The organism is Flavobacterium sp. GSP6 (genome assembly GCF_003984855.1).
Taxonomy (GTDB): Bacteria; Bacteroidota; Bacteroidia; order Flavobacteriales; family Flavobacteriaceae; genus Flavobacterium.
Genome location: NZ_RYDO01000018.1, coordinates 23,001 through 44,464 on the forward strand (window position 1 = coordinate 23,001; position 21,464 = coordinate 44,464).

A 21,464-nucleotide genomic window follows, 5' to 3' on the forward strand; every position below is an offset into this window, starting at 1 on the left:
AAACTACAATGATATTCCTCCCTCGTCGGAATGACAAAAGGAAAAGAAATAAAATGAAATGGTAAAAGACAAAATACTACTCCAAGTTTTCTATACTCAAAAAAGCTTTTCCAATATTCGCAATCACATCTGAAGCGATAAAAGATTGACAACCCGTTTCCGGCAAGGCAATATCCGCGGTTAATCCGTGAAGATACACGCCAAGAATTGCGGCACTAATGGGTTCATAGGCTTGTGCCAAGAGACTTGTAATCATTCCCGTCAAAACATCACCCGTTCCAGCGGTTGCAAGCGCAGCATTTCCGGTGGTATTTTCGTAGAAAGTTTTACCATCAATGATTCGGGTGGGTGCACCTTTCATAACGATTATAATTTCGTGTTGTTTGGAGAAAGAGATTGCTTTATTCATTTTTTCTTCTTCGAAATGCCATTTTCCAATTAATCGTTCCAGTTCTTTGGGATGTGGCGTTAAGATTGTTTTGGGCGGTACTAAAGAAAACCATTCTTTGTTTTGGGATAAAATATTCAGTGCATCGGCATCGATCACTAAAGGCGTTTTATTTGTTTTTAAAAACTGATGCAGCGCATTTTGGGTTTCTACGGCCTGACCCAATCCAGGACCAATTCCGATGGCTTGTGGTGTAATGTCGAAAGTAATATTGGAAATTGATTTCTCCTGATTGTCAGTTAAAACCATGACTTCTGGGATTGAAATTTGTAAAATATCGTACCCACATTTTGGAATGAAAACGGTAACTAATCCGCAGCCGGTTTTCAAAGCCGCTTTAGAGGATAAGCTCACTGCTCCTATTTTGCCGTAACTTCCGCCAATTATTAAAGCATGTCCCTGAATACCTTTGTGGGTATGTTTGTCTGGTTGTTTGAGGCGTTTTAGAATTTCTTTTTGGTCAATATAAATAGGATTCGTCATGGAAATTTATTTGTTTAAAATTACGAATTTAATAGGATACAAATTCGTTATTTGAACCGAAATTCCCTAGCCCTGATTATAACGGAAATCCTTATTATACGCCTTTTTTGGCGAATAATAAGATTGCAGTGAAAAGCAGGAAATAGCTCCTAAAAAAACTTATGATAAATGATATGGTACGTGTTGTTCCGAAAACGTTTGAAACTTTAAACTTTGATCCGCTCTGCCTTTGTCACCCGAAATAAAATCAATAAATTAGCAAAATTAAATTTTATAGAAAAACACAATGAAAAATACTGCGCTTACGCACATACACGAGAGTTTGGGAGCAAAAATGCTACCGTTTGCCGGATACAATATGCCCATTTTATATGAAGGAGTGAATGCGGAACATGAAACGGTGCGCAATGCCGTGGGTGTTTTTGACGTTTCTCACATGGGTGAATTCCTGCTTACGGGTCCAAATGCATTGGCTTTGATTCAGAAAGTAACTACAAATGACGCTTCGACTTTGACTATCGGAAAAGCGCAATATTCTTGTTTGCCAAATAATGATGGTGGAATTGTAGATGATTTGCTTGTTTATAAAATGAAAGATGAGCAGTATTTATTAGTAGTAAATGCGTCGAATATTGAGAAAGATTGGGATTGGATTTCGGCTCAAAATGATTTGGGTGTGGAGATGAAAAACCTTTCGAATGATTATTCATTATTGGCAATTCAAGGGCCAAAAGCGGTTGAAGCAATGCAGTCGTTGACCTCAAAAGATTTATCTGCTATTCCGTATTACCATTTTGAAGTGGGTGAATTTGCGGGTATCAAAGATGTAATTATTTCGGCTACAGGATATACTGGTTCTGGAGGTTTTGAAATTTATTGCAAAAATTCAGAAGTAGAACAAATTTGGACTAAAGTTTTTGAAGCAGGTGCGGCATTTGGAATCAAGCCAATTGGTCTTGCAGCTCGTGACACGTTGCGATTGGAAATGGGTTTCTGTTTGTACGGAAATGACATTAATGACACGACTTCGCCACTGGAAGCTGGTTTGGGATGGATTACAAAGTTCACAAAAGAATTCACGAATTCAGAAAATCTGAAAAAACAAAAAGAAGCGGGTGTTTCTAAAAAACTGGTTGCTTTTGAAATGCAGGAACGTGCGGTGCCAAGACACGATTACGAAATTGTAGATGCAACAGGAAATGTGATCGGAATTGTAACTTCGGGAACGATGTCACCTTCAATGAATAAAGGAATAGGAATGGGGTATGTAACTTCAGAAAATAGTGCTTTGGAAAGCGATATCTTTATCCGAATCCGTAAAAATGACGTCCCTGCCAAAGTGGTAAAATTACCTTTTTACAAGAAATAAAATCATTGGATAAAGTTTAGAATAACTGTATTTTTGCAGTTCAAAATAAGAAATAGAAATGGGAAGAGCGTTTGAGTTTAGAAAAGGAAGAAAAATGAAACGTTGGTCAGCAATGGCCAAAGCATTTACCAGAATAGGAAAAGATATTGTAATGGCCGTAAAAGAAGGCGGACCAAATCCTGATGCCAATTCCAGATTACGAGCCGTGATCCAGAACTCTAAGGCAGTGAATATGCCAAAAGAAAATGTGGAACGCGCCATTAAAAAAGCAACCGATAAAGACACGGCCAATTATAAAGAAGTTTTATTTGAAGGATATGCACCCCATGGTATTGCCATTCTGGTTGAAACTGCTACTGATAATAATAACAGAACGGTGGCTAATGTTAGGAGTTATTTTAACAAATGCAATGGCACATTGGGAACACAAGGTTCAGTTGAATTTATGTTTGATCACACCTGTAATTTTAGAATCCCGGCAAACGGAATTGATCCTGAAGAACTAGAGTTAGAGTTAATCGATTTTGGTGCTGAAGAAGTTTTTGAAGACGAAGATGGTATTTTAATATATGCGCCCTTTGGAAGTTTTGGAACCATTCAAAAAGAATTAGAAAACAGAGGACTGGAAATTCTTTCTTCCGGATTTGAAAGAATCCCCCAAATTACTAAAAAACTATCGGAAGCTGAAATGGCCGATGTAGAAAAATTAATTGAAAAAATGGAAGAAGACGATGATGTCATGAACGTGTATCATACTATGGAAGAAGCATAAACTTAATTTCTACAATAACTAAAACTCTAGCTTCGGCTGGAGTTTTTTTGCCTGAAAATGTATGACTTTAAAATTAAGCCTCGGTCATTTATTGTTTTAAATGTCCTCTGGAGTATCCCATATCCTTTTTTATCAGGTGCTCAAATAAAAAATAAAAAATAAAAAAATACAATATTTAATTAAAAAATATAAGTTCCATTATTTAGTGAATATAAGTTTAATTCACGGTCTACAATTAACACGAAGAGATTTAGCAAACGAGTATTTTTAATATATTTTTTCCTGATATCAAGTTTCTTATATTTGCCTACTTTTTGATAAATGCGACGCCCAAAAAACAAGCGAAACAGCCAGCAAGTGAGAGCATAATTATTTAAAAATAGAGCACCATCATTGAATATTAAGAATAAAAGGGAAAATTATTTTTTGTGACAATTTTCAGCAGAATGTAGTCCCTGATTGAATGCGTGTAGTGAATTAACTAAATATTCCTAATACAGAATATCGTTCTAAGGAACGTTTTAAATTATAACATATATGACAAACAACATTCTAATTGAAAATCAATATAAAAGAACCAGTTTATTTGAAAAAGAAAATGTAAACTATTTAGTGCGTATTTTAAAAAGGTTTAATACTGTACCAAAGATAAATAACATCAATATAATCACCTCAACTAGTGAGCCTACTATTTTCAAAATTATACCCAATAAATCGATTATAATTGGCTCGTCCTTTTTGAACAAACCTATTTTAGCTCTAGTTTATTTAAGATATGGTATTGAATGGCAGTTATGGTACAAAGCGTTGAATAACGAAAAAAAAGAGGCTGTTTTATGCGATATCGCTGCACTTGAAGTGATTCGAATATTTTATAATTTACTACCTAAAGATGATAAAGAAAAATTAGAAGATCTTGATTATGTTTTAATTAATTTAATCAAAAATGATACCTATTTAAATACAGAATCTTCATTAATAAACGAAGAGCTACAATCTTTCCATGGTTTAAAAAATTTAAATACTGAACTCAAAGAATCTTGGAAACCTATTATTGAAAATCTAGCAAAACCCACCGAATACTTATTAATGTCTGGAGGAGATCTTAGATTGAATATCGACGAAATTCATTTGCTAAACAAATACGGATGTCGCCCATTCCCAAGACCTGATGCATTTACTTTTGCCTCATCTACGGCGTCCAGCGTTTCAAATTTTGCTTTTGATAAAACCGATAAAGTGAGAAGTATATTAATTAGAAACAGCTTGAAAAACAGTTTTAAAAATACTACTACCGAGTTTTCTGAATTACTAAAAAATAACCTTAGAAAAATATTTAAATTAAATGAGGAATGTGAAATAATTTTTTCTCCATCAGGTACCGATTCGTCGCTGCAAATAGCAGCTATAACACAAATTATTTCCGACAAAGAAATTACACACATTTTGGTAGCCTCTGATGAAACTGGTAGTGGCGTTGCTGCCGCATTAAAGGGATGCCACTTTGAAAACACTACTGCACTAAATTATCCAATTAAAAAAGATACTAAAATTGAAGGCTTTAGAGAGGTTGATTTAATTAAAATCCCTTTTCGAGATGAAAATGGCGCATCAAAATCTTCTGCTCAATTAGATAAGGAAGTATTTGATGCCGTTATCAAGACCAAAAATCAAGGCAGGCACATCGTGTTACATACTATGGACCAATCAAAATTAGGGTATCAATCTCCCAGTGACGAATTTATAAAAAAACTAAATACACTTGAAAATTTATCAATTCAGATTATTGTAGATGGCTCACAGCTTAGATTAGATCCAAAAGACATACAAAATTATTTAAACAAAGGGTATATTGTTACTATAACAGGAAGTAAATTTTTCACGGGCCCTCCATACTGCGGTGCATTAATTTTACCTAAAAGTGTCAACAAATTAATACATTCTGTAAAAAACACATTACCCAAAGGTTTAACCCAATATTACAATCATTCTGATTGGCCGGCTTCTTGGTTTTGTTCCAATGAATTATCCGATGGGTATAACTATGGTTCCTATATGCGCTGGAATGCGGCCGTAGTTGAAATGGACAGATACTACAAAACACCTGTTTTATATCGAAATATGGGTATTGAGATGTTTTGCAATTTTGTTGATGATTCCATAAAAGAAGCCACTTTTTTACAGCCTATTTATGGTGATGAAACAAAAACGAAGAGTTACAGTAGTAAAGAATTTGGAATACGAAATATCCGTACCATTTTTCCTTTCTTTATTTTTAAAGATAATGAAGTTTTATCTGTTGATAACGTAAAAAAATTATATACGTTATTAAATACTGATTTATCGGATCAGTTTGAAGGTTCTTCATTAGAAATCATTCGGCTTGCTGCCCAAAAATGCCATATTGGTCAAGCAGTTAATGTAAAATATACTACTGAAATTGAAAGTGCCATTTTAAGAATTAGTTTGGGAGCAAGAGTTATTTCTGAAAGTTGGGTCAACAGAGATATTAGTCTCTTTTTTAGAAACATAGAATTGCAAATGAGCCAGATCACGATCACTATTAAAAAAATCGAATTAATACTTAGTACTCCTGAATTATTGGATTAACCAAAAAAGTATTCTTCTTTATATGATCAATAAAAAAGTCCCATTTGCAAAAGCTAATGGGACTTTTTATTTATAATTTCAACTTATTTTATCATTTCTATTTTTTGAACTTCTTCTTGGTTTATACTGTCAAAGAAACCTTGTTCATGCATCCAATCATCACTAAATACTTTACTCATATAACGAGAACCGTGATCTGGAAATATGGCAATAACAACACTGTTAACATCAAACTCTCCTTCATCAGCATATTGCTTGATGGCTTGCAAAACAGCTCCTGAAGTATATCCTACAAATAAACCTTCTTTCCTTGTGATTTCTCGAGCCGCATGAGCACTTTCTTCGTCAGTTACTTTCATGAACTTATCAATAATATCAAAATCCGTTGCTGATGGAATTAAGTTCTTCCCTAAACCTTCTATTCGGTACGGATAAATTTCATCATTATCGAATTCTCCAGTTTCATGGTACTTTTTTAATACGGATCCAAAAGCATCGACTCCAAGAATTCTAATGTTTGGATTTTGTTCTTTTAAGTATTTTGCAGTACCGGAAATAGTTCCTCCTGTTCCACTACAAGCAATTAAGTGTGTGATTGCTCCATTTGTTTGCTTCCAAATTTCCGGACCGGTAGACTTATAATGCGCATCAACATTCAACTGATTGAAATATTGGTTGATATACACCGAGCCTTTCGTTTCTTCATGCAAACGTTTGGCAACATTATAATACGAACGTTTATCATCAGCAGAAACATGCGCCGGACAAACATACACTTTAGCGCCTAAGCTGCGAAGCATGTCTATTTTGTCTTTAGATGATTTAGAACTAACAGCCAAAATACAGCTATATCCTTTTATAATACTCACCATTGCTAAACTAAAACCCGTATTGCCGGATGTTGTTTCAATTATAGTATCACCAGGAGATAAAACGCCTCTCTTTTCAGCTTCTTCAATTATGTGCAATGCTATTCTGTCTTTGGAGGAATGTCCCGGATTAAAAGCTTCTACTTTTGCATAAAAAGCACCTTCTAACTCTTCAGTGACTTTATTTAACTTAATAAGAGGAGTATTACCTATAAGTTCTAAGACATTATTGTAAGCGTTTACTTTTTTTTTCATAAAAAAATAGTTAGTTGCAGCAATTTCTAATTACACCTCGAAAATTACAAATTTAACAAAAAAAAGCTATCTAGTTTTTAATTTTTTCTAAATCTAATAAAAAACTATATTCCTTTGCTAATTCCTTTAAGGCTTCAAACCGACCTGAAGCACCGCCGTGACCCGCATCCATATTCGTATTAAGATATAAAACGGTATCATTTGTTTTTTGAGTACGGAGCTTTGCAACCCACTTGGCAGGCTCCCAATATTGTACTTGTGAATCATGAAGTCCGGTAGAAACGAACATATTAGGATAGTTTTGAGCTTTTACGTTGTCATAAGGAGAGTAGGATGCCATATAATCATAATATTTTTTCTCGTTTGGATTTCCCCATTCATCATATTCTCCGGTTGTCAGCGGAATCGTGTCATCAAGCATCGTGGTGATAACATCTACAAAAGGAACCTGCGCAATTACTCCGTTGTACAATTCCGGCGCCATATTGACAACTGCTCCCATTAATAATCCACCTGCTGAACCGCCCTCAGCATATAAATGCTTTGGTGAAGTATATTTTTCCTGAATCAAAAACTTAGAACAATCAATAAAATCAGTGAAGGTGTTTTTCTTTTTCAATAATTTTCCGTCCTCATACCATTGTCTTCCTAAATCTTCACCACCGCGAATGTGTGCTATGGCAAATACAAATCCTCGATCCAAAATTGACAAACGCGTAGATGAAAAATAAGCATCCATGGTAACGCCGTATGAACCGTAGGCATAAAGCAATACCGGATTATTCCCGTCTTTTTTCAACCCCTTTTTGTACACCATAGAAATGGGTACTTTGGTACCATCTGTTGCTGTGGCCCAAACACGCTCTTCGATATAATTATTTTTATCAAATTTGCCCCCAAGAACCTGTTGCTCTTTCTTGATTTCTTTCTCTTTGGTTTTCATATTAAAGTCAATAACTGAAGATGGCGTTGCCAATGATTGGTAACTGTAACGCAAAATATCAGTATCAAAATCCACATTTGTCGTCGTATATGCGCTATACGTTTCGCTTCCAAAAGGCAAATAATATTCTCCTTCTCCACTCCAAGGCATAATACGAATGTGGTTCAAACCATTGGAACGTTCTTCTACAACTAAATAGTTTCTAAAAATTTCGATATCTTCCAGTAAAACGTCTTTTCGATGCGCAATGACATCTTTCCAATTTTCTTTTGCAGTAGCGTTTTCAGGGGTTTTCATCAACTTGAAGTTAGTTGCTTTGTCCTTATTGGTCATGATATAAAAAGAATCTCCAAAATGAGAAATACTGTATTCTAAGCCGCGAACCCTTGGTTGAAAAACCACAAACTCTCCATCTGGAGTATCTGAATTTAAAATTCTGTACTCGGTTGTTAAGGTACTTCCGGAGCCTATTACAATATATTTTTTTGATTTTTCTTTGCCTACAGAAACATTGAACGTATCGTCTTTTTCATTAAAAACTAATATATCAGTAGCTGAATCTGTGGCTAATTTATGTTTAAAAACTTTATCAGACCGCAAGGTAACTTTATCTTGTCTGGTGTAAAATATCGTTTTATTATCATTGGCCCAAACAGAACTTCCAGTAGCATTTTCAATCTTATCCGAAAGAATTTCTTCCGTCTCTAAGTTTTTGATTTGTATCGTATAAATACGTCTTCCAACGGTATCAATACCAAAACTCGCAAATTTATTGTCCGGACTCACGCTCAAACCACCCAATTGAAAGTAAGAATGGTCTTTGGCTAAGTCATTACAGTTGAATAAAATTTCCTCAGTAGCGGTAAGACTTCCTTTTTTTCTGGAATAAATGGGATAATCCTTTCCGGTTTCAAAACGCGTGATATAATAGTAACCATTGTATAAGTAAGGAACCGATTGATCGTCTTCCTTGATGCGGGCTTTCATTTCTTCGTATAATTCTTTCTGAAACCCTTTTGTATCCACAGTCATGGCTTCATAATACGTATTTTCTTGATTCAAATAATCAATCACTTCCAGGTTCTCTCTCTCGTTTAACCAGAAATAATTATCTACCCGTTTTTGGTTGTGTTTTTCTAAAGTTTTTGGAATTATTTTAGCTACGGGAGAAGGAATATTTTTTGACATTTGTTGCGCTTTTATATTAGTAATTGATGGTGCAAAAATAACACAAAGACAACTTAAGACGAGTTTATTTTTCATGAATATTTTATTGATTATAACTATGCAATATAGTAATTTTGTAAATCAAATTAATTTAAAAAATTAAAACATGGATTTAATGGGAATGATGGGCAAACTTAAAGAGACCCAACAAAAGATAGAAGACACAAAAAAACGTTTAGATACTGTTCTTATAGACGAACAAAGCACTGATGGTTTATTGAAAGTTACTTTGACTGCCAACAGAACCCTAAAATCAATTATTATTGACGACACTCTATTAGCAGATAAAGAGCAACTGGAAGATTATTTGATTTTAGTATTGAATAAAGCAATCGAAAAAGCGACAAATGTCAATCAGAGCGAACTGGATGTCGTTACTAAAATGGATATGCCAATGATTCCCGGAATGGAAGATTTGTTTAAATAAAAAAGTTTAAAGTTTAAGGTTTAACGTTTTTTGATCACGATAAAAACTTTAAACCTTAAACTTTAAACAAATTCTCCAAGAAGAACTATACTAACTTCTGCAAGGTTTCCAATACATAGGTATGCATAACTTCCTTATAATCAAGATGCGTGACTATTCGCAGTTTTCCATGCCCCATGGAACTGATTAAAATATTTTTTTGCTTTAACAATTCAATTAAATTCTTTTCGATACAATTTGGAACCAACGAGAAAATCAAAATATTAGTTTCAACCGGCTCTACTGATGCAACCCAGCTTACCTTTTTCAAAACTTCGGCAATTTCTTTCGCTCGCCTATGATCTTCAGCAAGGCGTTCTATATTATTGTCCAAGGCATATATTCCTGCTGCTGCCAAATAGCCTACCTGACGCATTCCGCCACCTAATATTTTTCGAATTCGCAATGCTCTGTGAATCGTGGCTTTATCCGCTAACAACACCGAACCAATTGGTGCTCCTAAACCTTTAGACAAACAAACCGAAATGGTATCAAATAATTCACCAAATGCTTTTGGATCTTGATTTTTGGCTACCAAAGCATTCCAGATTCGGGCGCCATCCAGGTGAAATTTCAAATTATTAGCATCACAAACCTTTTTTATTTTTTGCAAATCTTCCAGTTCATAGCAAGCGCCGCCACCTTTATTAGTGGTGTTTTCTACACAAACTAAACTTGTTAAAGGACTGTGGTAAAACTCCGGATCATTGATGGCTCCAGCCACTTGCTCTGCAGTTATCATTCCGCGGTTTCCGTCTAATAAGCAACAAGAAACGCCACTATTGAAGGAAACACCGCCGCCTTCATAATGGTATACATGTGCATATTTGTCAGCAATTAATTGTTCTCCGGGTTGGGTATGCAATTTTATCGCTGTTTGATTGGCCATCGTTCCTGAGGGAAAAAAAAGACCCGCTTCCATACCAAACATCTCAGCAACTCTGGCTTCTAGGGCTATAACTGTAGGATCTTGTTTGTAAACATCATCGCCTACTTCAGCATTTAACATATGAACCAGCATTTCACGTGAAGGTTTCGTGATTGTGTCGCTAACTAAATTTATTTCCATATTTATTTTTATTTTCAGTACGGACAATTCGCGAATTGTCCTTTCGTAAAATTTTTCTATTTTTGTGCCACAAATTTACACAATACCGTTTATTAATTCCAACTAGTTCCGTTAAAACTACACTAATTGTAGTACACGGCAGCAATTTTGATAAATTATTGAAAACAGACCAACCAAATTAATATAATTTTATGACAACTACCGAACAAATTAAAGGTATTGTAGAGCGCCTTGGTGCGTTGAGGAGGTATCTTTGACGTTGATGCCAAGCTAATTGAGATCTCAAACGAAGAAGAAAAAACCTTTGCCCCTGATTTTTGGAACAATCCAAAAGAAGCTGAGATCATTGTAAAAAATCTCCGAAATAAGAAAAAGTGGATTGAAGATTACAATAAAGCAGTCGAAATGACGGATGAATTGCAACTTGCCTATGATTTTTACAAAGAAGGTGAACTTACCGGAGAAGAATTAGACGAACATTACTACGCCACTCAAGCGCATATTGAAGCCATTGAATTCAAGAACATGCTCTCGGACGAAGGGGATACTTTGAGTGCTGTGGTACAAATTACTGCTGGTGCCGGTGGAACCGAAAGTTGTGATTGGGCCGAAATGCTCATGCGCATGTACATGATGTGGGGCGAAAAATACGGTTACAAAATCAAAGAACTGAATTTCCAGAAAGGAGAAGCTGCCGGTATCAAGACCGTAACACTCGAATTTGAAGGCGATTATTCTTTTGGATATTTAAAAGGCGAAAACGGCGTGCATCGACTGGTACGAATTTCTCCTTTTGACAGCAATGCCAAACGTCATACCTCATTTGCATCCGTTTACGTGTATCCACTGGTAGATGATAGCATCGAAATTGACATCAATCCTGCTGACATTGAGATCACGACTTCGCGATCCAGCGGAGCTGGTGGACAAAATGTAAATAAGGTGGAAACTAAAGTACAATTGTTTCATAAACCTACCGGAATTCAAATACAATGTTCCGAAACGCGATCGCAGCAAGACAACAGACAGCGTGCCATGCAGATGTTACGCTCTCAATTGTACGAAATTGAGTTAAAAAAGAAACAGGCACAACGCGCTGATATTGAAGCTGGTAAAATGAAAATAGAATGGGGTTCCCAAATCAGAAATTATGTCATGCAACCTTATAAGTTAGTCAAAGATGTTCGCACCGGTTATGAAACCAGCAACGTTGACGGCGTTATGAATGGAGAAATTGATGAGTTCCTGAAAGCTTATCTAATGATGATGGGACAAAAGGAAGAGGAATAAAATACCATTTAGTTAAAATAAAACAGATCCTACCGGCTTTAAAGTCGGTGGGATTTTTTTTATAGATAAACCCTTTTTTTAGCGGTTACATTTTATCATGTTACTTAAGGCATCATACTACTCTTTACCTTTTTTTCTAAAGCCATTAGAAAACGGTATTATTTTCTGCTTAGTAATTATTCACGACCCACAATTGCATCCCATTTTCAATGCTAATTTTTTTCTGTTTTGAAAGTAACACTATTATGAAGAAAAATTAATTTAAAAAATATCCTATTGTATTAATCTAAACCGCTATAATTACTATTTCTTGTCTTGTTTTAATTAAAAAAAGTAAAAATTAGCACCATCCATCCAAATGTAAAAAAAGGAAGACGAAAAGAAACAACATCTAAAAAGAAGGCTTTTAGATGTGTTTACTTTACGCATAAAAAAAAGTTAATGTGGGAATTATGTAAGTCTTATTCCTCATAATATTTTTATCTTTGTTATTCAATAATTGTTATTACAAACTAGAACAATTTTATTTTTTTCAAAAAAACCAATCTACTTCGTAAAAATTTCCTAACCAATTATTGAATTATACATGCTAAAACCATCTGTTTTGCATTATAAATTATTTTTGGCAGAAGCCAAAAATTAATCTTCTTTAAATATTAGAATTATGGCCATACAAACAACGAATCCCGCAACAAACAAAATTTTGAAATCATTTGATGAAATAACCGACAAGCAAGTAGATGATGCCATTGTACAAGCTGCCAATACCTTCCAAGATTGGAAAAAAACATCATATTCTGAAAGAGCGGCTGTTTTAAACAAAGTAGCTTCTTTAATGAGGAAGAAGAAAACAGCTTTGGCTACTTTGATTACACTCGAAATGGGAAAAATATTTTCACAGGCAGAAGGTGAAATTGAATTAAGTGCTAATATATTAGATTATTATGCTCAAAATGGCGAAGCCTTTTTAGCCGATAAAAAATTAGAGCCTGAACTTGGCGAAGCCATTATCAGATCAAGCCCAATAGGCGTTTTACTGGGTGTTCAACCGTGGAATTTCCCTTTTTATCAGGTAGCTCGTTTCATTGCGCCAAACATCATGGTAGGAAATACTATCTTAGTAAAACACGCTTCTATGGTTCCTCAATGTGCAATTGCAATTCAAGATTTATTTAAAGAAGCGCAAGCGCCAATTGGATTATACACTAATTTGTTAATCTCAGGAAAGAGAGCTTCAGCCATTGTTTCTGACAAAAGAATCAAAGGTGTTTCACTTACCGGTAGTGAAGCTGCTGGTGCAAGTTTAGCTGCAGAAGCTGGTAAAAACCTTAAGAAATCAGTTTTAGAATTAGGAGGTAATGATGCCTTAATCGTTTTAGAAGATGCCGATATTGATAAAACTGTAGAATGGGCCGTAGTTGGCCGAATGAACAATAATGGACAAAGTTGTATTGCTTCCAAAAGAATTATTGCTATAGAAGCTATTGCTGATGAATTTATCGAAAAGTACACAGCCAAACTAGCTAAATTAAAAGTAGGAGATCCAATGGATTCAAATACAGAATTAGGTCCATTGAGTAGTGAAGAAGCTTTATTACACTTAGTAGATCAAGTGGAAAGATCAGTTGCTGCTGGAGCTACCGTTTTACTAGGAGGAAAAAGAGTTGATGGTCCGGGAGCCTTTATGGAACCTACCATTCTAACGGATCTAAATCCTGAAATTCCAGCATATCACGAAGAATTATTCGGACCAGTTTCCTCTTTTTACAGAGTAAAAGACGAAGCTGCTGCAATTGCCTTGGCGAATGATTCTGATTTTGGTTTAGGAGGATCCATATTTACTAAAGATATTGAACGTGGAAAACGACTTGCTGATCAGATTGATTCTGGAATGGTATTTATCAATCACCCAACTTGGACACAAGCCGATTTACCTTTTGGAGGAACCAAAGGTTCTGGTTACGGTAGAGAACTCTCTGAAATTGGAATTCATGAATTTGTAAATAAAAAATTAATCCGTGTGAGTGGATTATCCGATCCTTTCTAGAATAAGACAATATCTCGATTTTTACATTTAAGAAAAGCATCTAAAAGTACAAAATATGTCAAAATTAAACGTTAGTCAAAAATTAATCCAATCGCATCTTTTACATGGTGAAATGATTGCGGGTCAAGAAATTGGAATCCGGATAGATCAGGCATTATTACAAGATGCAACTGGAACATTGGTCCAATTAGAATTAGAAGCCATGGGTCTAAAAAAAGCCAAAACAGAAGTTGCGGTTCAATATGTGGATCACAATCTTTTACAAACGGATTCTAAAAATGCCGATGACCATTTATTTTTACTTTCGGCGTCACAAAGATTTGGTCTTTGGTACAGTCGTCCCGGAAATGGCGTAAGTCATCCGGTGCACATGGAACGTTTTGGCAAACCCGGAAAAACACTCGTTGGGTCCGATAGTCATTCTTGTGCTGCAGGGTCTTTGGGCATGCTGGCCATTGGAACCGGTGGTTTAGATGTTGCAGCTGCAATTGCAGGTCAACCTTATTTTGTCAAAATGCCAAAAGTAATGGGTGTAGAACTCAGCGGTAAACTACCCGATTGGGTTAGTGCCAAAGATGTCATTCTAGAAATGCTAAGACGCTATGATGTAAAAGGCGGAGTGGGAAAAATTATAGAATATTATGGTGAAGGATTGAAAAATCTGAGCGTGATGGACCGCCATGTAATTGCCAATATGGGTGCTGAATTAGGTGCTACAACAACTGTATTCCCCAGTGATGATGAAACCAAACGGTTTTTAATTTCCCAAAATCGGGAATCTGACTGGACGGAATTAATTGCCGATTCAGGAGCAACTTATGATGAATATGCAGCAATCAATTTGGGCGATTTAGTTCCTTTGATTGCCCTGCCTACAAGTCCTGGAAATGTAGTTCCTGTGAGCGAAGTTGCCGGAAAAGAAATTGGTCAAGTCGTAATAGGCTCTTCTGCAAATCCTGGATTACGAGATTTTTGGATTGCCGGAGTGATCGTAAAAGACAAAACAATCAACAGTGCAGTTTCATTTGATGTCAATCCTACATCCAGACAGACAATTCAAAACATGCTAAAGAATTTTACTTTTGCAAATTTGATTACTGCTGGTGCTCGTTTTCATCAATCAGGTTGTATGGGTTGTATAGGAATGGGGCAAGCTCCCGCTACCGGAACAATCAGTTTAAGAACCATGCCTCGAAATTTCCCAAGTCGTTCTGGAACAGAAGATGATCAGGTTTATTTGTGTAGTCCCGAAACGGCTGCTGCATCTGCCCTGACAGGAAAAATCACAGATCCTAGAGATATGGAAAAAATCTATGGCATGAAATATCCTAAATTTGAGAATCCTGAAGTAGAAATTATCAATACTGATATGCTCGTGGCTCCCCTAAAAGATGGATCAGGAGTTGAATTACATAAAGGTCCAAATATCAAATCGATTCCTGAAATTGAAGCTTTACAACAAGACTATCGAATTCCTATTTTATTAAAAATGGGCGATAATGTATCTACAGATGAAATTTTGAAAGCTGGAGCCGATGTACTTCCCTTAAGAAGTAATATTCCTGAAATCAGTAAATATGCTTTTAGTGTGATCGATCCTAGTTTTTATGACCGAGCCATGAAATCTAAAAAAGAATTTGGTGGACATATCGTTATTGCAAAAGAAAATTATGCCCAAGGTTCCAGTCGGGAACATGCCGCTCTTGCTCCTAAATATTTGGGACAAGTGGCTGTTATTGCCCAAAGTTATGCCCGTATTGCTTGGCAAAATTTAGTCAATTTTGGAATTGTGCCTTTAGAATTTATAAACGTTTCTGATTATGACAAAATGGAACAGGGAGATTTGATCCGTTTTAAAAACCTCCGTGAAGATGTTGTCAATAGAAATAATATAAAAGTAGTGATCGAAAAAGGGGACGGAAGCACTTTAGAATTTGAAACCAAACACAGTTTAAGTGATCGTCAAATTAACGTACTTGCAAAAGGGGGAATCATAAATGATTTCAGAACCAAACTATAAATTAGTTTTAAAAAAGAAAACAGGAAACAAAACTTCATTAGCTAATGGCTAATGGAGTTTTTATTAAACAAAAAAAAATGAAAACGAAACAAATCGTATTAGCATCAAGACCTAATGGAATTCCAACATTGAATGATTTTAGATCTGAAAATATAGAATTAAACGATCTAAAAAAAGGAGAAGTCCTTTTAAAAGGATTGTATTATTCCGTAGATCCCTATATGCGCGGTCGAATGAATGAAGGAAAATCGTATGTACCTCAATTTGAATTAGACCAACCTATAGAGGGCGGAGTTTTGGCTACTGTAGTAGAATCAAAATCCGATCTTTTCAAAACAGGAGATACTGTTCTGGGCGCTTTGCCTTGGAGCGAACAAATGATTGCCTCTGAAAAAGGCCTGCAAAAAATTGAATCAACAGTAGAATCCCTAACATATTATTTAGGAATACTGGGAATGACAGGACTTACCGCTTATTTTGGTCTAATGCAAATTGGAAAACCAAAAGCGGGAGAAACCGTTGTGGTATCAGGAGCCGCAGGAGCCGTTGGGATAGTAGTAGGCCAACTTGCAAAAATCCAAGGTGCTCGTGTAATAGGAATTGCCGGTTCTGATGAAAAAGTAAAAATGCTAAAAGAAGAATTTGGCTATGACGAAGTCGTCAATTACAAAACAAATACCAATATGAAATCCACAATTGCTAAATTATGTCCAAACGGTGTGGATGTTTATTTTGACAATGTAGGTGGCAGTATTTCTGATGCGGTTATCGAAAACCTGAATTTTCATTCCAGAATTGCTTTGTGTGGACAAATTTCCCTATACAACAGCACCGAAATACCAATGGGACCCCGAATCCAACCCATGTTATTAACCCGAAGTGTATTAATGCAGGGTTTTATTATCAATAATTTTCAAAAAGACTTTCCAGAAGGAATTGCACACTTATCAAAATGGGTCAATGAAGGAAAATTGAAGTTTACAGAAACTATAGTAGAAGGTTTTGATCAATTACCTACAGCGCTACTTGGTTTATTTAAAGGAGAAAACAATGGGAAAATGATTGTGAAAAGATAATTTATCCGAGTCAAATAAATAGAAAATAGCCGGTACTTATAATTAAGTACCGGCTATTTGTTTTATAATTAACCCCAACCATTGAATCAACAAAGTCTCTACCGCTAACTGTTGTTTGCTATTTATTGTAATCAATCAGCATTTCCTCATGTCCAAAGGATAAGGAACAATTACAATATTGTATTCACAATTTATATAACCACTCCATTTATTCCTGTTAAAGAAATTAGTAAGATTAGGAATTTCAACGCTAAATTCTTTTATTTGAAAAATATTAAACAACCAAATCCAATCTACACGGAATGAAATCTTATACAATCCAAGAAATTAATGCGATTCTTAATGGCGTAATTATAGGGAATACTACCCAAAACATTACTGCTCCTGAACAATTAGAAATGGCTACCGCTTCCGAAATTTCATTCATTGGAAACAAAAAATACGAAAAATTATGGTTTACTTCCAATGCTTGTGCGGCAGTGGTCAATGAAGATATTGCTATAGAACCCGGAGAAAATAGAGCTTTCATAAAAGTTAAAAATGCTGATTTAGCGATGTCTCAGGTACTAGAACTCTTTGCTCCACCAACACCAGTATTTACTATTGACATTCATCCCAGTGCTGTGATTGATCCAACTGCCTCTATTTGCACTGGTGCCCGAATTGGTGCTGGCTGTTATATAGGACCTAATGTCATAATTGGAGACAACTCCACTGTATATCCTAATGTGACCATTCTAGATGAATGTACGATTGGTAAAAACACAGTAATCTGGTCAGGAACGGTTATCAGAGAACGATGTCACATTGGCAATGATTGTATTTTGCATCCTAATGCGACTATAGGTGCGGATGGTTTTGGTTTTCGGCCTGACCCACAAAGAGGTTTGGTCAAAATTCCGCAAATTGGAAATGTAATTATTGGTAATAGTGTCGAAATTGGCGCTAATACCTGTGTGGACAGAGGCAAATTCAGTTCAACCATTTTAGGTGACGGCTGTAAAATTGATAATCTAGTCCAAATTGGGCATAACAGCAAACTAGGTAAGTTTTGTATTATGGCTGGAAACAGTGGATTAGCAGGCTCTGTAACATTAGGAAATGGCGTAATCATTGGCGGAAGCGCTTCTATAAAGGATCACACCACCATAGGCGATGGTGCGATTGTAGGTGCCGGTTCCGGTGTAACAGGAGATATTCCTGCAGGAAAAACCATGCTAGGGTATCCGGCCGTTGAAGCTCGTGATGCACTCAAACAATGGGCAATTTTAAAAAGACTTGTAAATGAATCCAAACATAAATAACCTTTTTTTTATTAAATTCATAAAAAAGCAGGAGGTAACTTCTGTTTTTTTGTTTTTAAATCAAAAAAATATTCCGTTTTCTTTCTAAACCAATAAAATTTATTTAGTTGAATTTTGTATTTTAGCCCAAAATTATTTTTAACATTCTTTCATCATGGATTTGAACTTCAACAAAAACGAAGACCACAATAAACTTTTACTTTCCGCATTGCGACAAAAATTAAGCATAGTTAAATTAGGCGGCGGTGAAAAACGCATTCAAAAATTACATGGTGAAGGCAAAATGACCGCTCGTGAACGTATTGATTATTTATTGGATCCAAAAGCGAAATGCATTGAAATTGGAGCATTTGTTGGTGAAGGAATGTATGCAGAACACGGTGGATGCCCATCAGGTGGTGTTGTGGTAAAAATAGGATACATCAGAGGCAAACAATGTATTGTTGTAGCCAATGATGCTACCGTAAAAGCGGGAGCCTGGTTTCCTATAACGGCCAAGAAAAACTTACGGGCACAGGAAATTGCTATGGAAAACCGACTGCCAATTATTTATTTAGTAGATAGCGCCGGAGTATATTTGCCTTTGCAAGATGAAATTTTCCCGGACAAAGATCATTTTGGACGTATTTTTAGAAATAATGCCCAAATGAGCAGCATGGGAATTACCCAAATTGCTGCTGTAATGGGAAGTTGCGTCGCCGGTGGAGCTTATTTACCCATCATGAGTGACGAAGCTTTGATTGTCGAAAAAACAGGAAGTATTTTCTTGGCAGGAAGTTATCTTGTCAAAGCTGCTATTGGCGAAAGTATTGATAATGAAACTCTGGGCGGAGCAACCACCCATTGTGAAATTTCCGGTGTGACCGACTATAAAGCCAAAGACGATAAAGATGCATTGGATAAAATAAAAAATATAGTTGATAAAATAGGTGATTTTGATAAAGCTGGTTTCAGCCGAATTAAATCCCAAAAACCAGCATTAGACGAAAAAGAAATCTACGGTGTTTTGCCAAAAGCCAGAAATGAGCAGTATGACATGATGGAAATCATCAATCGTTTAGTAGACAATTCAGAATTTGAAGCTTATAAAGACGGCTATGGCCAAACTATTATCACTGGTTATGCCAGAATAGATGGTTGGGCAGTGGGAATTGTTGCCAATCAACGAAAAGTGGTAAAAACTAAAAATGGTGAAATGCAGTTTGGTGGCGTAATCTACTCCGATAGTGCAGATAAAGCCACCCGTTTTATTGCCAATTGCAACCAGAAAAAAATCCCATTGATCTTTGTTCAAGATGTTACCGGATTTATGGTAGGATCTAAATCAGAACATGGAGGAATTATAAAAGACGGTGCCAAAATGGTAAATGCGGTATCCAATTCCGTTGTACCAAAATTCACTGTAATTGTAGGAAATTCATATGGTGCTGGAAATTATGCCATGTGCGGAAAAGCGTATGATCCAAGATTAATATTCGCCTGGCCAAGTGCGGAATTAGCCGTTATGGGTGGAACCCAAGCTGCAAAAGTGCTGGCGCAAATTGAAGCCTCTTCGCTTAAAGCAAAAGGAGAACTCGTAGATGAAATAAAAGAAAAAGAATTATTTGATAAAATAAAAGCCAGATATGACGAGCAAGTTTCGCCTTATTATGCCGCATCACGATTATGGACAGATGCTATTATTGATCCCTTAGACACCCGAACTTGGATCTCTATGGGAATAGAAGCGGCTAACCACTCGCCTATTGATAAAAAATTTAACTTAGGAATTATTCAAGTTTAACTCCTAATTTACTGGCACTTATATTTATTATTTTGTACACATATAATTGCCTTTATTCAAAGTATTGGTAGTTATAGCATTAGCCCCTTTGCGATATAACGTGCTGAAAATCTAAACCAAATTCATTTTAATTATTTAATATACTTACTTACGCTGTACTTATAAATTAAGACAGCATTATTAGTGATTTATTCTCAATAGCTGACATACTATTTTTTTGAACAAAAAAACAATCAAAGTTTAGTTTTCTTTAACAATTATAATTTATTATATTAAAATTCAGTAACTTAGTACTAAATATTTAAAACTATAGTATTATGAATAGCGTAAAAAATTTAAACAAATGGGCGAATACGCACACTTATTTAACCGTGGATTTGGTACGAATAACACTTGGTGTATTTTTGTTTATGAAAGGAATCTCTTTTATAACGAACATCCAATATTTAAATGATCTAATATCTCCAATTGACAGGATTGGTGGCGGAATGTTCCTTATCCACTATATTGCTCCAGCACACATGGTAGGTGGTATAATGATTGCTTTTGGTTTACTGACAAGATGGGCTATAATAACACAACTTCCCATATTGGTAGGTGCTACTATAATAAATTTTATGGGAGCAATGCATTCCCAAAATTTACTATTGGCATTGCTAATATTAGGAGCTTGCATATTTTTCTTATTCTACGGAAGCGGGAAAAATTCAGCTGATTATTATTTTAAAATGCAGCAATAATTTAATAAAAAAACATTCCTTATTTTGATCAGAATCATTTTTTAGATAATAAAAAAACGCTTATAACAGGATTTATATAATCGGTTACAAGCGTTTTTTCTTTTTTTATGATTGATTTTTTAATGGAGGTTCAATAAACCTACTTTAGGCTTAGCTAGAGTCCTTTTAAGTAACTCTGGTAGATTGCATTTTTCTTATATTAATTTAAATATTCTTTTTAAATTGACTGTGAAAATTGTTATTTCACCTGTACAGTTTAAACCGGAATGGTTCTGGATTTATTTAAAAAACATGTTGTAACGCAAACCTTCCACTACATCAACATCCGAAACGCTACAAATTGTTTTAAGAAGCGAATACTTAAACATACGAATTGGGACTTTCTGCCATACGTCCATTATTGGTGCAGTATTTATTTAACAATTTGTCATAAATTAAGGGAAAATCTATTAAATCATTGATCTTTCTCAAAAAATTATTCTTTGGAATAATTAAATCATAGACAAAGAATGTTCACTGAAATGTGTTGATTACTGTTGTAGTAACATCTAAAAAAACTCTTATAATTAGAACTAAACATACCAAAAAAGAGGATAAATCCTAAGATTTACCCTCTTTTTATTTATCGATTTATTCGGAAAAAGACTTTTTCAGCGCCCTCGTTTAGGCGGATGTTTTTTTATTAAAAACAAT

At 35.3% G+C, this 21,464-nt stretch carries 15 protein-coding genes and 1 pseudogene; 11 read left to right on the forward strand and 5 right to left on the reverse strand.

Annotation, left to right across the window (positions count from 1 at the left end; all coding sequences use genetic code 11):
* Positions 1–76 precede the first annotated feature (76 nt).
* Positions 77–931, reverse strand: a complete 855-nt coding sequence (locus tag EKM03_RS13725) for an NAD(P)H-hydrate dehydratase (protein WP_126740611.1) — start codon at positions 929–931, stop codon at positions 77–79.
* A gap of 286 nt (positions 932–1,217) precedes the next feature.
* Between EKM03_RS13725 and gcvT the strand changes: the two genes are divergently transcribed.
* The 3 genes from gcvT to EKM03_RS13740 all read left to right on the forward strand — a co-directional run bounded on the left by gcvT (position 1,218) and on the right by EKM03_RS13740 (position 5,682).
* Entirely contained in the window at positions 1,218–2,300 is a 1,083-nt protein-coding gene (gene gcvT, locus EKM03_RS13730) for a glycine cleavage system aminomethyltransferase GcvT (RefSeq protein WP_126740612.1), read from the forward strand.
* 58 nt (positions 2,301–2,358) lie between these two features.
* Positions 2,359–3,072, forward strand: coding sequence for a YebC/PmpR family DNA-binding transcriptional regulator (locus tag EKM03_RS13735; RefSeq protein ID WP_126454832.1), 714 nt, complete (start codon positions 2,359–2,361; stop codon positions 3,070–3,072).
* Between the two features lie 537 nt (positions 3,073–3,609).
* Entirely contained in the window at positions 3,610–5,682 is a 2,073-nt protein-coding gene (locus EKM03_RS13740; protein ID WP_126555511.1) for a hypothetical protein, read from the forward strand.
* 83 nt (positions 5,683–5,765) lie between these two features.
* Here EKM03_RS13740 and EKM03_RS13745 read toward each other — a convergent pair whose 3' ends face one another.
* Both EKM03_RS13745 and EKM03_RS13750 read right to left on the reverse strand, forming a co-directional pair.
* Complete coding sequence (locus EKM03_RS13745) at positions 5,766–6,806, reverse strand: PLP-dependent cysteine synthase family protein (protein ID WP_126463342.1); 1,041 nt, start codon at positions 6,804–6,806, stop codon at positions 5,766–5,768.
* A gap of 70 nt (positions 6,807–6,876) precedes the next feature.
* Entirely contained in the window at positions 6,877–9,012 is a 2,136-nt protein-coding gene (locus tag EKM03_RS13750) for a S9 family peptidase (protein ID WP_199740690.1), read from the reverse strand.
* A gap of 70 nt (positions 9,013–9,082) precedes the next feature.
* On the opposite strand from EKM03_RS13750, the gene EKM03_RS13755 reads away from it, so the two are divergent.
* Positions 9,083–9,403 carry a YbaB/EbfC family nucleoid-associated protein gene (locus EKM03_RS13755; protein WP_126454841.1) on the forward strand — a complete coding sequence of 107 codons (321 nt, stop codon included), beginning with the start codon at positions 9,083–9,085 and terminating at the stop codon, positions 9,401–9,403.
* Positions 9,404–9,488: 85 nt separating this feature from the next.
* Here the strand turns inward: EKM03_RS13755 and EKM03_RS13760 are convergent, their stop codons facing one another.
* Entirely contained in the window at positions 9,489–10,511 is a 1,023-nt protein-coding gene (locus tag EKM03_RS13760) for a low specificity L-threonine aldolase (protein ID WP_126456163.1), read from the reverse strand.
* A 191-nt stretch (positions 10,512–10,702) separates the two neighbouring features.
* On the opposite strand from EKM03_RS13760, the gene prfB reads away from it, so the two are divergent.
* The 7 genes from prfB (at position 10,703) to EKM03_RS13795 (ending at position 20,771) form a co-directional block, all read left to right on the forward strand.
* Positions 10,703–11,801 (forward strand): peptide chain release factor 2 gene (gene prfB / locus EKM03_RS13765; protein WP_126456165.1). Its coding sequence is split into 2 segments (ribosomal slippage): positions 10,703–10,765 and positions 10,767–11,801, totalling 1,098 coding nucleotides; the frame shifts between segments, so codons are not numbered across the junction.
* A gap of 664 nt (positions 11,802–12,465) precedes the next feature.
* Entirely contained in the window at positions 12,466–13,848 is a 1,383-nt protein-coding gene (locus tag EKM03_RS13770; protein WP_126740613.1) for an NAD-dependent succinate-semialdehyde dehydrogenase, read from the forward strand.
* A gap of 55 nt (positions 13,849–13,903) precedes the next feature.
* Positions 13,904–15,868 carry an aconitate hydratase gene (locus tag EKM03_RS13775; protein WP_126568663.1) on the forward strand — a complete coding sequence of 655 codons (1,965 nt, stop codon included), beginning with the start codon at positions 13,904–13,906 and terminating at the stop codon, positions 15,866–15,868.
* Between the two features lie 77 nt (positions 15,869–15,945).
* Positions 15,946–16,944, forward strand: coding sequence for an NADP-dependent oxidoreductase (locus EKM03_RS13780; protein WP_126463350.1), 999 nt, complete (start codon positions 15,946–15,948; stop codon positions 16,942–16,944).
* 302 nt (positions 16,945–17,246) lie between these two features.
* Positions 17,247–18,248 (forward strand): UDP-3-O-(3-hydroxymyristoyl)glucosamine N-acyltransferase, encoded by a 1,002-nt coding sequence (lpxD, locus tag EKM03_RS13785; RefSeq protein ID WP_126463352.1) that lies wholly within the window; start codon positions 17,247–17,249, stop codon positions 18,246–18,248.
* 154 nt (positions 18,249–18,402) lie between these two features.
* A complete protein-coding gene (locus EKM03_RS13790) occupies positions 18,403–20,031 on the forward strand; it encodes an acyl-CoA carboxylase subunit beta (protein WP_126740614.1) in 1,629 nt (542 codons plus the stop codon).
* 317 nt (positions 20,032–20,348) lie between these two features.
* Positions 20,349–20,771, forward strand: coding sequence for a DoxX family protein (locus EKM03_RS13795; protein ID WP_126463356.1), 423 nt, complete (start codon positions 20,349–20,351; stop codon positions 20,769–20,771).
* A 281-nt stretch (positions 20,772–21,052) separates the two neighbouring features.
* Here the strand turns inward: EKM03_RS13795 and EKM03_RS13800 are convergent.
* A pseudogene (locus EKM03_RS13800) lies at positions 21,053–21,263 on the reverse strand (IS5/IS1182 family transposase); the annotation flags it as partial.
* Positions 21,264–21,464 lie beyond the last annotated feature (201 nt).

Coding starts and splice junctions, on each gene's coding strand:
- EKM03_RS13725 (WP_126740611.1), bottom strand. CDS start 931: ATGACGAATCCTATTTATATTGACCAAAAAGAAATTCTAAAACGCCTC.
- gcvT (WP_126740612.1), top strand. CDS start 1,218: ATGAAAAATACTGCGCTTACGCACATACACGAGAGTTTGGGAGCAAAA.
- EKM03_RS13735 (WP_126454832.1), top strand. CDS start 2,359: ATGGGAAGAGCGTTTGAGTTTAGAAAAGGAAGAAAAATGAAACGTTGG.
- EKM03_RS13740 (WP_126555511.1), top strand. CDS start 3,610: ATGACAAACAACATTCTAATTGAAAATCAATATAAAAGAACCAGTTTA.
- EKM03_RS13745 (WP_126463342.1), bottom strand. CDS start 6,806: ATGAAAAAAAAAGTAAACGCTTACAATAATGTCTTAGAACTTATAGGT.
- EKM03_RS13750 (WP_199740690.1), bottom strand. CDS start 9,012: ATGAAAAATAAACTCGTCTTAAGTTGTCTTTGTGTTATTTTTGCACCA.
- EKM03_RS13755 (WP_126454841.1), top strand. CDS start 9,083: ATGGATTTAATGGGAATGATGGGCAAACTTAAAGAGACCCAACAAAAG.
- EKM03_RS13760 (WP_126456163.1), bottom strand. CDS start 10,511: ATGGAAATAAATTTAGTTAGCGACACAATCACGAAACCTTCACGTGAA.
- EKM03_RS13770 (WP_126740613.1), top strand. CDS start 12,466: ATGGCCATACAAACAACGAATCCCGCAACAAACAAAATTTTGAAATCA.
- EKM03_RS13775 (WP_126568663.1), top strand. CDS start 13,904: ATGTCAAAATTAAACGTTAGTCAAAAATTAATCCAATCGCATCTTTTA.
- EKM03_RS13780 (WP_126463350.1), top strand. CDS start 15,946: ATGAAAACGAAACAAATCGTATTAGCATCAAGACCTAATGGAATTCCA.
- lpxD (WP_126463352.1), top strand. CDS start 17,247: ATGAAATCTTATACAATCCAAGAAATTAATGCGATTCTTAATGGCGTA.
- EKM03_RS13790 (WP_126740614.1), top strand. CDS start 18,403: ATGGATTTGAACTTCAACAAAAACGAAGACCACAATAAACTTTTACTT.
- EKM03_RS13795 (WP_126463356.1), top strand. CDS start 20,349: ATGAATAGCGTAAAAAATTTAAACAAATGGGCGAATACGCACACTTAT.